The organism is Gilliamella sp. GillExp13, from assembly GCF_001690815.1.
GTDB classification, from domain to species: Bacteria; Pseudomonadota; Gammaproteobacteria; order Enterobacterales; family Orbaceae; genus Gilliamella; species Gilliamella bombi.
Genome location: NZ_LZHJ01000081.1, coordinates 1 through 14,297, shown reverse-complemented (window position 1 = coordinate 14,297; position 14,297 = coordinate 1). Strand labels below are relative to the sequence as shown.

Below are 14,297 nucleotides of genomic sequence, written 5' to 3'. Positions count from 1 at the left end.
CCTCCAGCTCTTTTAAGCGTTTGATATCCGAAGTTTCCATGCCGCCGTATTTTTCCCGCCATTTATAAAAAGTTGAATTACCCATGCCATATTTACGGCAGAGTTCCTTGACAGGAATACCTGCTTCAGCTTCTTTTAAAATAGCGACGATTTGATGTTCAGTCATTTTTTTCATCATTAAATCCCCTTTTACTTTTATCATAGAGAATTTTCTACTTTTTTGCTGTACTATTTTAGGGGAGAGTTACACACTCAAAATACGGGTAGATAATGGATTAGAATTAGAAAAAGTATTTATCTATTGTGAAAAATCATATGGTATTACTATTGATTATATTGAGTCTGATAATGCATATCTAATTGGTTATATTTAACAATCTAATCGTACTTACTAAAACAGAGTGTTAGATTTATATCTTTTTAACAACCAATAGTAAACAAAAAGAATAACTGAAAATTAGCTCTCCATTTATAATACTGAAAGACTTTATGAGACATTAAATAACGTGGCGCCTATTGAATATAAAACACGAAAGCAAGCAGCGTAATTTTCTACATTAGTTTTAACTATGTGCTATTAAAATTCCCAAAATATACAAATAAACGTACAAAGTGGTGTGATGAGTAGTTCTTAACTGTTTTTGATTCTGGATATAATAAGATAAGTTTTTATTTTTTAATTATTGCTATAACTGATAAAGTGTTCGCAAGTGGTAAATGGTGCACCCGAAGGGATTCGAACCCCTGACCGCTCGGTTCGAAGCCGAGTGCTCTATCCAGCTGAGCTACGGATGCGTGTAAGTTCGTTAAAAAAGTGGTGCATCCGAAGGGATTCGAACCCCTGACCGCCCGGTTCGTAGCCGGGTACTCTATCCAGCTGAGCTACGGATGCGTTTTGAATTTATTTAAAATGGTGCATCCGAAGGGATTCGAACCCCTGACCGCCCGGTTCGTAGCCGGGTACTCTATCCAGCTGAGCTACGGATGCATATTTTAATTTATTTAATGGCGGTGAGAGAGGGATTCGAACCCTCGATGCAGCTTTTGACCGCATACTCCCTTAGCAGGGGAGCGCCTTCAGCCTCTCGGCCATCTCACCAAGACATTATGACTTTGCTTGAACAACAAAATCATAATGTGTGGCGCACATATTACGTTTTACAAAAAATAAGTCAAACATTTTTTTGCTTACGCGTGCTAGTTGTTTATTTCCTGCCCAATATTACCCTATGGACTTAGGTATTTCATCATTTGCTTCTTGTGGTTGATGAATTTTGTTATATATTTCTTCCCTATGAATAGAAACTTCTTTAGGTGCATTAATACCTACTCTGACTTGATTTCCCTTCACGCCCAAGATGGTAATAACTACATCATCACCAATTATTAGTGTTTCACCTACTCTCCTAGTTAAAATTAACATTAGATCTCCTAATATCAGTTAAGTATATATCCAAACAATTTTAATATATAGCTTTATCAGCCCCCATCAATAAGACGGGATTTTACAGAAAAACTCTAATATTCAATTAACAAATATTTTGAGTCTATCTGGCTAATTTGCTTGTAATTTATTACTGATTTCCTTTTTCACAGAAGATAACGCTTCTGGTAATGCCGAGAGATCCATTCCACCTGCTTGAGCGAAATCAGGTCGCCCACCCCCTTTACCGCCTACTTTTAATGCTAATTGGGAAACCAAATCTCCTGCCTTAACTATATTGACTAAGTCATTGGTTACACCTGCAGCTAAATTGATTTTATCATCATTGACGGCGGCTAAAATTATTACACCTGTCTTTAATTGATTTTTTAGATCATCAATCATAGTTCGTAATAATTTTGCTTCAACATTATCAAGTTTAGCAATTAGTAAATGTTTATCATTGATTTTTTCACATTGATTAAGTAATTGTGCACTTTCTTGGCTGGCTTTCTGTGCTTTTAGTTGTTCAATTGTTCTTTCAAGCTGTTTAGTTTGATCGATTAATTGCTCAATGCGTGTCAAAACTACAGATTTATCACTTTTAGCTAGTTGTCCAATTTGAGTTAGTAAATTGGATTCATTATGTATCAAATCCATTGCATTTTGCCCTGAGGTTGCCTCAATACGGCGCACACCAGAGGCAATGCTTGATTCTGATATTATTTTAAATAACCCTATATCACCAGTTCTATCTATGTGAGTACCTCCACAAAGTTCAATTGAGAAATCGCCCATTGTCAGAACTCTAACGATATCTTCATATTTTTCACCAAATAAAGCCATCGCGCCTTTATCTTTAGCCTTATCAATTGGCATTAGCTCAATATCTACTGGTAAATTACGACGAATCTGTTGATTTACTAAGTTCTCTATTTCAATAATTTGTTCTGGCGTAATGGCTTGATTATGTGAAAAGTCAAAACGCAGATAGCTATCATTAACTAAAGACCCTTTTTGGTGAACATGGTTACCTAAAATACGTTGTAAAGCCGCTTGCAATAGATGCGTAGCTGAGTGATTACGTCGAATACGTTCACGCAACTCAACATCAATAGCAGCAGTGACATTATCACCAACTTTTAACGAGCCTTTTATAATTTGACCTAAATGGCCAATACTTTGACCATATTTTTGGCTATCAAAAACATTAAATTCAAGATTAGCCGCAGTTAGTAAGCCTTTGTCACCAATTTGGCCACCAGACTCTCCATAAAATGGTGTTTTGTCTAAAACGACAATAGCTTCATCGCCAGCGTGAATATTTTCGACTTTTTGGCCGTTTTTAAATATAGCAATAACTTTTCCTGATGATTCTGTTGCTTGGTAACCTAAAAATTCAGTTTTATCATCAAGCTTGATAACATTACTATAATCAACATTAAATGAGCTTGATTCGCGGGCTCGCTTTCGTTGCTCTTCCATGCATTGGTTAAAGCCATTTTCATCGATAGTGATGTTTTTTTCACGACATACATCAGCCGTTAGATCTAATGGAAAACCATAAGTATCATAAAGTTTAAATGCGATATCTCCAGGTAAAACTTTCCCCGTTATTTTGGTTAATTCCTGATCTAATAAAGATAATCCTCGTTCAAGAGTCTTTAAAAATTGTTCTTCTTCAATTTTAAGTGCATTTTCGACTAGTTTTCGATTTTTTTCTAATTCAACCGCTGCGCTTCCCATCACATCAATTAATGGTTTAACTAGTTTATAAAAGAAAATGTCTTTTGCTCCTAGCATATGCCCATGACGCACTGCGCGTCGAATAATGCGTCGTAGTACATAGCCTCGCCCTTCGTTTGAAGGTAATACGCCATCTGAAATTAGGAACGCACAAGAGCGGATATGGTCGGCAATAACGCGTAGCGATTTATTTTCTAAATCTTTAGTCTGAATAACGTTAGCTGCATCATTAATTAATTTCTTAAACAGGTCTATTTCATAATTAGAGTTGACGTGTTGTAACACTGCAGCAATACGTTCTAGTCCCATACCAGTATCCACAGATGGCTTAGGTAATGGTTCCATTGTGCCATCAGGATGGCGGTTAAATTGCATAAAGACAATATTCCAAATTTCTATAAATCTGTCACCATCTTCTTCTGCGCTACCAGGAGGTCCTCCCCAAATATGATCACCATGATCATAGAAAATTTCGGTACAAGGACCACAAGGGCCAGTATCACCCATCTGCCAAAAGTTATCTGAGGCATATGGAGCACCTTTATTATCACCAATACGAATTATACGTTCTTTAGGGATTCCGATTTCTTTTTCCCATATTGCATATGCTTCGTCATCTGTCTCATAAACGGTAACGGTTAACTTCTCTTTAGGTAGGTTAAACCACTCTTTGCTGGTCAATAATTCCCATGCAAAATGTATTGCATCATGTTTAAAGTAGTCACCAAAACTAAAGTTTCCTAACATCTCAAAAAATGTATGGTGTCGAGCAGTATAACCAACATTATCTAAATCATTATGTTTACCACCAGCACGGACGCAACGTTGCGATGTTGTTGCTCTAGTGTAAGAACGCTTATCAACACCAAGGAATAAATCTTTAAATTGATTCATTCCAGCATTAGTAAATAATAGTGTTGGATCATTGTGTGGAACAAGGGAACTACTTGCGACAACTTCATGTCCTTTGCCACGGAAAAAGTCAAGAAAATTTTGACGAATTTCTGCAGTACTTTTCATTTATGCTTCCATATAAAACGATAGATTTTTAAACATAGTAATATACCCGTTACAACTAAAGTTGAAAAGTAAATCTTCCTAAATTGGAGTGGAGCTAACTAATATTTATTACAAGTAAATAGGGATAAAATAAAAAAGAATTAATGAGTTTTATTTGTAATAGGCTTTAAATTATATGCTTTGTATTCTAGATATTATAATTATTTAAGTCAACAAATCGTAAGCAGCTTTAATATCATCTTGTGTATAACCTCTAGCAACTAAAAACTGAATAACTTTTTGTTTTTTATTGTTATTTTTAAATTTGATTTGTTTTGACTTTTTCAATAATTGCTTATATGCAAGGTTTCCCCAGTTTATATTAGAGGCCTGCAATAACTGACGGCTTAAGTCAACAGATAACCCCCGTTGTTTGAGTTCCATTGCAATTTTATACTTTCCGTAGCCTTTATTGGCACGCATAACAATATAATTTTCAATATAATGGGCCTCATTTATCCAATTTTGATTAATACAATGTTCAATCACATCTTGTATTTCAATTTTTAGTTTAGTCAATTGGTCATGATATTCTTCTTCTGTATTTTGTTGCTTCTTTGCAAAAAAGAATATCATTTTTTGGCTTAGTTCATACGAAGAGTGATCGCGCTGTGCAAGTAATTGCACAGCTTTATTTAGGATTGATTTATTGAGTTTTTTTTCATTATTCAATGCTGTCATTCTCTAATGAAATATCGTCTTCAGGGGCTGTAAAATCTGCAGGGCTATTTAGTAATAAATCACGTAGTTTTGTTTCGAGCTCTTTTGCGATTTCAGGATGTTCTTGCAAAAACTTAATTGAGTTAGCTTTACCTTGCCCAACTTTTTCGCCGTTGTAGCTATACCATGCACCAGCTTTATCGACTAACTTATGTTTAACCCCTAAGTCAATCAATTCGCCTTCTTTGGAAATACCACAACCATAGAGAATCTGGAATTCTGCTTGTCTAAAAGGTGCTGCAACTTTATTTTTAACCACTTTAACTCGAGTATCACTACCAATAATATCTTCGCCTTCTTTCACAGAACCTGTGCGACGAATATCAAGGCGAACAGAAGCATAGAATTTTAGTGCATTACCGCCGGTTGTTGTTTCTGGGCTACCAAACATAACACCAATTTTCATTCGAATTTGGTTAATAAATACAACTAAACAATTTGCATTTTTGATATTCGCAGTTAGTTTACGTAATGCTTGTGACATTAAGCGAGCTTGTAATCCCATATGAGAATCGCCCATTTCACCTTCAATTTCAGCTTTTGGAGTTAATGCTGCGACTGAGTCGACAATAATAACATCAACAGCACCAGAACGAACCAAAGCGTCACAAATTTCAAGAGCTTGTTCCCCTGTATCAGGTTGAGAAACTAATAAGTCGTCAACCTGAACGCCTAGTTTAGCCGCATAAATTGGATCGAGTGCATGTTCAGCATCAATAAATGCACAAGTTTTACCTTCTTTTTGAGCTTGTGCTATCACCGATAAGGTAAGTGTTGTTTTACCAGATGATTCTGGTCCAAATATTTCAACAATTCGCCCCATTGGTAAACCACCGATACCTAGTGCAATATCAAGCCCTAAAGAACCTGTAGATACAGCATCTACATCTAACGTTTGGGTATCCCCTAAACGCATAATTGAACCTTTACCAAATTGTTTTTCGATTTGACTTAATGCAGCAGAAAGTGCACGTTGTTTGTTTTCGTTCATATTATAAAATTCCAATGAGTTAGGATTGGTAATATTATACTGTATTGTTATACAGTATCAAGTTTTTTTTATACACAACAACTATTTAGTTAATATTGGAAATTACTTCACAAATTTTTATGAATAATTTATTTGATGTAATAACTGAAACTAACAAATGGTGATGAAATATCGATATTCAAGAATAAATTTATTGAAATATTATGTTAATTTTATAATTTTAAATTTTTATTAAATCTAAATTAATATTGATTATTTTTGTATAATGAAAAGAATAACGCATTTTATAAAGATTATATTTGATAATAATCAAAACCCACTAATTTAATTTAGTAATACTTTCATAAAAAAATGTCATTTGATATGATTAGCTTTGAAGCTAACATAACCAACTTTTATTCATTAAAATATTTGTTTCTCAAGAAATTATTTAATAATAACTCATTAGTTTTATACTTAAATGTTATATTAATCTGAAATATTTATTCAGGTTAAAAAATATATCGAAATAAAGGAAAATAATGGCCATTGATAAACAACATTATGTTTTATGCTCACACTGTGATTTGGTCATAGAATTAGCTGATATAACAGTAGGGCATAAAGCTGTTTGCCCACGCTGTAATACTACATTAGCTAAAAATAGTAGCAATATGAAGTTTAGAGCTGCTATGTATGCTACTTGTTCATTAATCATGATTATTGTCGCCTGCGGCTTTGTCTTTATTGATATCCGAATTGTAGGAAATTATATTGGCGTTAGTGTATTAGATATTCCTAAGACCCTTTATTTTGATAAATATAGCTATGTTTCAGCGCTTTTTATTTTATTTGTTTTACTTTTCCCTATATTTAATTTATTAATTATCGTCCTGCTTTGCTCCAGAATTCAATTAACAAAATATCGCAAACGCGATCTACTTATTGTTTATGAAAAATTTCAACATTGGTGTATGCCAGAAATTTTTCTTACTGGTGTTTTGGTCAGCTTTGTTAAATTAATGAGTTATGGCAGTATTGGAGTTACTGGTACGTTTTGGGCATTTTGTCTATTTGTCTTTTTTTATATAAAATCTTTAGTTATTTTCTCGCCAGAAGTAATTTGGAACGAAATTCATCGTAATAACTTTGCTGTTAATACATTGAAAGTTGGAAAAACAGGAATTAGCCAAAATCTAAAATTATGTAATTGTTGTCAGGCTATATTACCCATAAATTATGAAAAATGCCCTCGATGTAAACAAAAAAGTAAAATTAGAGATCGTGATAAAATACAATGGACTATTGCTTTGTTGATTACTTCATTAATTCTTTATATTCCTGCTAATTTGTTTGGGATTATGATAACCGTTGTTTTGGGGTCGGCATCAACTTCAAATATCATGGATGGAGTTATTTATATGTGGCAAGCGGGTGATATACCTGTTGCTCTTGTTATTTTTCTCGCTAGTGTTGTTATACCAATTTTAAAAATTATTTCACTAAGTTGGCTTTGTTATTTTGCATTAGCAGTAAAACGAAAAAATAAGAATAATTGTTTAAAAATGAAAAAATTATATAGTGCAGTTGAGTTTATTGGTAAATGGTCAATGATAGATATATTTGTTGTTTCTGTCGTTTGTTCTTTAGTGAGAAATCAGCAAATGATGGGTGTTTACCCAGATATTGGCGTTACATTCTTTGCAACTGTCGTTATTATCACAATGATTGCATCACAAAAATTTGATCCTCGTTTAATTTGGGATCGTCCGCAAAATAGAAAATAGATTAATAGGAACAATATGGCTACATCAAGTAAATTGGCAAAAATAATTAAAATTAGAGCTATTTCAGCAATATGGATTATTCCTATTGTTACTGCAATTGTTGGTCTTTGGATAATCTACTCTCATTATGCTGATAGAGGTACTTCGTTCACATTACTAGCGAAAGACGCAAACGGTATTGTTGCTGGTAAAACGGTAATTAAAAACCGCAGTGTTGATGTCGGTATAGTTGATGAAGTGACATTATCTGATGACTACCAGCAAGTGGTTATAAAAGGCCGTATTTATAATGAGATGACGCCATTACTGAAAAATGATTCGATTTTTTGGGTCGTCAAGCCAGAAATTGGTCGTGATGGGGTAACGGGATTAGGTACTATTTTATCGGGTGTCTATATAGAATTAGCCGCAGGGAACGATACTCACAGTTTTCAAAATAAACCTTTTGTGCTTTCTGATACGCCTCCGTTGTCTGATCCTAGTATCAAAGGCATTCGACTAAATTTAGAAAGCGAGCAAAATGGTGTGATTCCTCGAGGTGCATCTATTATGTTTCATGGTTATCGTGTAGGTAATGTGGAAACTTCGGAATTTGATGTTGAATCGCGTAAGATGAAATATCAAATTTTTATTACTAAGCCTTATGATGTGTTAGTAACACAAAATGTACGATTTTGGAAAGAAGGTGGTATCAATTTAACGCTTTCATCTCGAGGGGCAAGCCTAGATGTTCCTTCTCTGGATGTATTAATGTCTGGAGGAATTAGTTTTGATTTACCTGAAGGCTCCAAATTAGGTGCACCTGCTGAGCAAAATGCAGTTTATACATTATATGAAGATAAAAAATCTATCCAAGATTCACAGTATACTGAATATAAAGAATTCCTTATTATGCTTTCAGACTCTATATCAGGGTTAACAGAGGGAGTACCAGTTGAATATCATGGTATTAGATTAGGAACAGTATCTAAAGTACCATTTTATACCGCTGAAATGTTAGATAAAACATCAATTTTAAATAAAAGAGTGCCGATATTAATTAGGATAGAGCCTGATCGTTTATCGGAACTGGTTGATGAGAGAATCGATATTGCCGCTTTGATAATGAAAGAACAAAAAAATGGGTTAAGAGCGTCATTAAAAACTTCAAATATGTTCACTGGTGCGCTATATATAGATCTTGATTTTTATCCTGAGTTAAAAAATAAGTATGATCCACAACTAGCGAAGCAGTTTGGTTACGATACAATTGAGGCGACTTCGACAGGAATTGCGCAAATTCAGGCAAAAATTATGCAGTTACTTGACAATTTTAATAATTTGCCACTTAACAACACACTATCACAGTTTAATCAATCACTAGCTTCAAGCGAACAGTTAATGAAATCATTAAATCAGATTATGGCAAGTAAAGAGATGCAAAATATGCCAAAAGATCTGCAAAAGACATTACGATCATTAAATGAAACAATGAAAGAATTACAACCTGGCTCTGAACTAAATAACCAAATGAAAGAGAGTTTACAAAAAGTGCAACAGATGATGGATGAATTAACGCCATTACTTAATACTCTCAATGATAAGAGCAATGCACTGATTTTTTCTGCTTCAGCGAAGAAAGATCAAGAGCCTAAAGCAAAAGGTAAAAAATGATGAACAAAATATATAAAAAGCTACTTACAATCATATTTATGCCATTACTTGCAATATTAGTCGGTTGTTCAGCTAACAACCCAAGTAAAAGCTATTTTCAACTAACTAGTAATTTACAGAGTTCAGTATCGCAAAAAATAAAAACTACCAAATATTTTATTTGGATTGAGTCGGTAGATGTGGTGAGTTTTTTAAATAAACCAGGTATTGTATTACAAACTGATAATATCAAATATGAAACAGCAACGCATCATTTATGGGCATCAACACTATCTCAGCAATTGCAAGAACGATTGACGCAAGATTTAACGGTCATGTTACCAAATTATTTAGTCTCTAGCAGATCAATTACAACGCCAACATTGACGGTAAAGTTATTTATTGATGGGTTTCATGGAAGCTATACTGGTGATGCGGTGATTAAAGGACGGTGGGTTGTTACTGATAGTAAAAATAATATTGAAAGCAAACCATTTGAACGCTATGTTCCTTTAGCAAGTAATGGATATGATGCTTTAGTTAATGCGCTATCTAAAGGTTGGCAGGATGAAGAACTAGACTTTGCAAACTCAATAAAACTTTAATGTCATAATAATATTCCGCCATAATGTTGGCGGAATATTTGAATTTAAACGGTAATTGATCTTAATGATCGTTTGAACTGACTAAAAACCTTGTCATCAATTTCTATCCATTTACGAACACTATTGATAAATGCGATTTTATCGGCTTTTAAAAGGTCATCTTTTAAAATCGTTTTTTCTAACAATTGATTGTGATCTAAATAAAATTGTCTCATGGTGCCAGCTAGTAACCCCGATTCTTTTTTAGGGGTAATCCATTGATCATTAATCCGCAATGCGAGGTTACCGTTAACAAATTCAGTTATTTCATTGTGTTGGTTAAAATTAATATATTCTTTTCCTGTAATTAAATTAGGAAAATGCTCCCGATTAGACGTTTTATGATACAAATATACGTTTTGGTTATGAACGCACTGCTTTGCAAATTCGATTTCATTGATCTGCATTGGCGAGTTAATTGTATTCTCGCTAATGGTATATAGCCCATTTTTTTGCAGTAAAATTCTGACTTTATAGATATTTCCAATATTTTTATTAGTTGCATTTGCCAACTTAATAAGTTGCAACTTAATTGCATTGATATCATAGTTAAAATCAAAATAATCAGCTGATTGAGAAAGTCTACTTAAATGTTCTTCTAATAAGAAAAATTGTCCTTTTTCAAACAATAATGATTCAATGATATATTTGGGAAAAGAAGTGGTACGAGTTAAAATTGCTGTTTTAGCTAAAATCTCATTATATTCATCTTGTGAGGTTGAATCCCAAGTGATCCCACCGCCAACACCATAATGCATTTGTTGATTGTGTATGGTTAAAGTCCGAATTGGGATATTGAATATAGCTTTGTTCATATATGGTTCAATATATCCAATTGTCCCGCAGTAAACTCCACGTGGTGAGTTTTCAATATCTGCAATAATTTGCATTGTACTGGTTTTAGGCGCTCCAGTTATTGATCCGCAAGGAAATAGTGCTTGAAAAATATGATATAAATTAACATGTTCTTTCAATTCACCTTGAATCATAGAAGTCAATTGCCAAACGGTTGGATATTTTTCGGCTGAAAATAATTTAGGAACTGTAACTGATCCTGCCTTTGCAACCCGACTTAAATCATTACGTAATAAATCAACAATCATCATATTTTCAGCTTGGTTTTTTTCAGAGAATAATAATTCTAATTGTTGTTTATCTTGGTGATTATTTAAACCGCGCGCAGTTGTTCCTTTCATTGGTTTTGTTGTAATAATTTTATTTTCTAACTTAAAAAATAATTCTGGCGAAATTGATAAAATACAATAATCGTCAAACTCAATATAAGCGCAATAGTCGGCTTGATTGTTCTTTTGTAGAAAGTGGTAATAATTAATAGCACTTTCATTAAATGGAGTAGTAAATTGAATTGTATAGTTGGTTTGATAAGTATTGCCTGATTCAATTTGAGATCGAATAAAGTTAATTTTTTGATTATATTCCTCAATTGATGTATCGCTCATCAAATCAAAATTTGGTGGAGAGTAATCACTTATTTCTACATGTTTTTGCTCAATGATAGAAAATTTATCAAAAATACCAAATATCAATAGCGGCAAATCATAATTCTGTTTTGTTTTATTTTCACTATTGAACCCCATTGCGCTTTCATAAGCGAGATATCCAACCGCATAATAGCCTTGTTGTGTGAATTTTTCGATTGAATCAAATTGTTGTTTGATTGTTGAATAATCATCAGACTTTAAAATGGCGATAGGGTTGCAAAAATATTTATGTTGACCTTCAAAGTCGATATGAATTTTCATTTTAGTATTGCTCATGGACAAAATTATCAATCATTTGTAAACCAAATTCGGTTTTAATTGCTTCAGGGTGAAATTGGACTGACTCGATGGGTAACTTTTTGTGACGTAGTCCCATAATCAATCCTTGATTGTTTCGAGCTGTTACAATTAATTGAGAGTCTTTAGGTAAAGGATTATCACAAGCAATTAATGAATGATAACGAACAACCGAAAGAGGGCTTTTGATCCCTTTAAACACGCCTTGACCATCGTGCGTTATCTCATCGACTTTTCCATGCATAGGTGTTGGTGCTTTGATGATCTTATAACCATAATATTGAGCAATCGCTTGGTGCCCTAAACAAACTCCCAATATTGGGCAAATATGACTAAATTCGGCAATAGTTGCAAGTGATATTCCAGCATCGGTAGGGGAGCCTGGACCAGGCGAAATGATAATCTTAGAAAAGCTAAGCTCTTTTATTTGTTCAATTGTCATTTCGTCATTTTTAATCACTTTAACTTCTGCGCCAACTTGACACAAATAATTGTGAATATTGAAAGTAAAAGAATCATAATTATCTATTAATAATATCAAAATAGAGTCCATTAATTACATAGCGTATTGTTTTAAAACCATTGGAATTTATAACAGCCAAATTCCAGTCATATCCAGAGCCATTATACCGTTAATACAGTTAAAAACAGATATGATTGCCAGTTTGCTATCTTTTTATTTCCTTTTTTATACTGAAACATAGTGTTACCTGAAACTTTTTAACAAAAATTCTCTTTTTCTGTGATAAATCTCACAAAGATATATAATAATACTTGTATGGTAGTATTTATATCGTTATTTTTATCATGCTTAAATTTACAAAAGAGGTTTTTAATGAAAATAGTAAAAGCAGAAGTATTTGTATGTAGCCCAGGAAGAAACTTTGTCACATTAAAAATTACTACCGATGAAGGGGTATACGGTTTAGGAGATGCAACCCTAAATGGGCGTGAGCTATCAGTTGCTTCTTATCTAAAAGATCATCTTTGCCCACAACTTATAGGGCGAGATCCTAATCAAATTGAAAATATCTTCCAATATTTCTATAAAGGTGCTTATTGGCGCCGAGGTCCTGTCACCATGTCGGCTATTTCGGCGATAGATATGGCGCTTTGGGATATTAAAGGTAAATTGGCCAATATGCCTCTTTATCAATTGTTGGGCGGTGCTTCGCGTACAGGCGTAATGGTGTATTGCCATACTACAGGTAAAGATATTGAAGAAGCATTAGATGATTACGACAAACATAAGGAAATGGGCTTTAAAGCCATTCGAGTACAGTGTGGTGTACCGGGTATGAAAACCACCTACGGTCAAAGCAAAGGCAAAAACCTTGCTTATGAACCTGCAACAAGAGGGAATTATCCTGAAGAACAATATTGGGCAACCGAGAAGTATCTTGATTTTATGCCTAAACTGTTTGATGCAGTGCGGAGTAAATTTGGTTTTAATGAGCATTTGCTGCATGACATGCATCATCGCCTAACGCCTATCGAAGCCGCTCGTTTTGGAAAAAGCATAGAAGATTATCGTCTATTTTGGATGGAAGATCCAACACCTGCTGAAAATCAAGAATGTTTTCGTTTAATTCGTCAACATACTGTTACACCAATTGCAGTCGGTGAAGTGTTCAATAGCATTTGGGATTGCAAACAACTGATTGAAGAGCAATTAATTGATTATATACGAACCACGATTACTCATGCAGGTGGTATTACCCATATGCGCCGTATTGCTGATTTTGCAGCTCTTTATCAAGTGAGAACAGGATCTCACGGACCCTCTGATTTATCCCCAATCTGCCATGCTGCAGCACTACATTTCGATATGTGGGTACCTAATTTTGGCGTGCAAGAATTTATGGGGTATTCACAGCAAATGCTAGAAGTTTTTTCACCAAATTGGATCTTTACAGATGGTTACATGCACCCAAGTGACAAACCAGGACTAGGTATCGATTTTGACGAAAAACTTGCTGAAAAATATCCCTACAACCCAGCTTATTTACCTGTTGCTCGTTTAGAAGATGGTACGTTGTGGAATTGGTAATAGATGGAATGTAATGCTTTTTATTAATCATAAAAAGTAAGTTTGTAATAAATGGTGTATATCACCTTAATGATAGATAAAAAATAAATTTTATCAAAAAGATAAAACAATATCTATTAAGACTTATCTCTTAATAGATATAACAATTCTAGTTTAGATATAAATGTATTGTTTTTATTATATATATTCAAAAGCAATACCTGGATTCAAACATGAAGTGCAATTTTAAACACGGTGGAGTGAAGAAAGTAGAAAGGTGATTTATACTAGCACCTTCGCACCACCACAGTTTGGAGATTGCTATGTATTATAATCACCTTTCTAGGAAGGAAAGATACCAAATTTTCGTATTATTACAAGCCGGAAAGAATAAAAAAGAGATAGCCCAGCTACTCAATAGACATCCTTCGACAATAAGTCGAGAGATAAAAAGAAACTCAAAACCTAATCAAGCCTATCAAGCACAT

12 protein-coding genes and 4 tRNA genes are annotated in these 14,297 nt (G+C 33.8%); 5 read left to right on the top strand and 11 right to left on the bottom strand.

Annotated features, from left to right (window positions below; translation table 11 throughout):
* The 9 genes from A9G37_RS05775 to recA all read right to left on the bottom strand — a co-directional run.
* Positions 1-178: transposase (locus A9G37_RS05775; RefSeq protein ID WP_065569283.1), on the bottom strand; the 178-nt coding region annotated here is incomplete at its 3' end.
* A 540-nt stretch (positions 179-718) separates the two neighbouring features.
* A tRNA-Arg gene (locus A9G37_RS05770) sits at positions 719-795 on the bottom strand.
* 20 nt (positions 796-815) lie between these two features.
* Positions 816-892, bottom strand: a tRNA-Arg gene (locus A9G37_RS05765).
* 19 nt (positions 893-911) lie between these two features.
* Positions 912-988: transfer RNA gene (locus A9G37_RS05760), tRNA-Arg, on the bottom strand.
* 18 nt (positions 989-1,006) lie between these two features.
* A tRNA-Ser gene (locus A9G37_RS05755) sits at positions 1,007-1,099 on the bottom strand.
* A gap of 123 nt (positions 1,100-1,222) precedes the next feature.
* The gene (gene csrA / locus A9G37_RS05750; protein WP_034913196.1) at positions 1,223-1,423 is read right to left on the bottom strand and encodes a carbon storage regulator CsrA; all 201 of its coding nucleotides are present in this window, start codon (positions 1,421-1,423) and stop codon (positions 1,223-1,225) included.
* Between the two features lie 132 nt (positions 1,424-1,555).
* Positions 1,556-4,189, bottom strand: coding sequence for an alanine--tRNA ligase (gene alaS, locus A9G37_RS05745; RefSeq protein WP_065574899.1), 2,634 nt, complete (start codon positions 4,187-4,189; stop codon positions 1,556-1,558).
* Between the two features lie 204 nt (positions 4,190-4,393).
* The gene (locus A9G37_RS05740; RefSeq protein ID WP_176701874.1) at positions 4,394-4,900 is read right to left on the bottom strand and encodes a regulatory protein RecX; all 507 of its coding nucleotides are present in this window, start codon (positions 4,898-4,900) and stop codon (positions 4,394-4,396) included.
* Positions 4,893-5,939: a recombinase RecA gene (recA, locus tag A9G37_RS05735; RefSeq protein ID WP_065574897.1), complete on the bottom strand. Its 1,047-nt coding sequence runs from the start codon at positions 5,937-5,939 to the stop codon at positions 4,893-4,895. The genes A9G37_RS05740 and recA overlap by 8 nt, the downstream gene beginning before the upstream one ends.
* Positions 5,940-6,460: 521 nt before the next feature.
* On the opposite strand from recA, the gene A9G37_RS05730 reads away from it, so the two are divergent.
* Genes A9G37_RS05730 through A9G37_RS05720 form a run of 3 tightly spaced genes read left to right on the top strand, consistent with a single transcriptional unit; the run spans position 6,461 to position 9,942 of the window.
* The gene (locus A9G37_RS05730; protein WP_034913211.1) at positions 6,461-7,705 is read left to right on the top strand and encodes a PqiA/YebS family transporter subunit; all 1,245 of its coding nucleotides are present in this window, start codon (positions 6,461-6,463) and stop codon (positions 7,703-7,705) included.
* A gap of 15 nt (positions 7,706-7,720) precedes the next feature.
* Entirely contained in the window at positions 7,721-9,358 is a 1,638-nt protein-coding gene (gene pqiB / locus A9G37_RS05725; RefSeq protein WP_034913215.1) for an intermembrane transport protein PqiB, read from the top strand.
* Positions 9,355-9,942 (top strand): PqiC family protein, encoded by a 588-nt coding sequence (locus A9G37_RS05720; protein ID WP_080702350.1) that lies wholly within the window; start codon positions 9,355-9,357, stop codon positions 9,940-9,942. The genes pqiB and A9G37_RS05720 overlap by 4 nt, the downstream gene beginning before the upstream one ends.
* 44 nt (positions 9,943-9,986) lie before the next feature.
* Here the strand turns inward: A9G37_RS05720 and pabB are convergent, their stop codons facing one another.
* Together pabB and A9G37_RS05710 are read right to left on the bottom strand one after the other, a co-directional pair.
* Complete coding sequence (gene pabB, locus A9G37_RS05715; RefSeq protein ID WP_176701873.1) at positions 9,987-11,744, bottom strand: aminodeoxychorismate synthase component I; 1,758 nt, start codon at positions 11,742-11,744, stop codon at positions 9,987-9,989.
* 1 nt (position 11,745) lies between these two features.
* On the bottom strand, positions 11,746-12,321 hold the full coding sequence (locus A9G37_RS05710) for an anthranilate synthase component II (protein ID WP_065560347.1): 576 nt from the start codon (positions 12,319-12,321) through the stop codon (positions 11,746-11,748).
* A 294-nt stretch (positions 12,322-12,615) separates the two neighbouring features.
* Between A9G37_RS05710 and manD the strand changes: the two genes are divergently transcribed.
* Entirely contained in the window at positions 12,616-13,830 is a 1,215-nt protein-coding gene (manD, locus tag A9G37_RS05705) for a D-mannonate dehydratase ManD (protein WP_065574895.1), read from the top strand.
* A gap of 302 nt (positions 13,831-14,132) precedes the next feature.
* Positions 14,133-14,297: helix-turn-helix domain-containing protein (locus tag A9G37_RS13535; RefSeq protein WP_141671002.1), on the top strand; the 165-nt coding region annotated here is incomplete at its 3' end.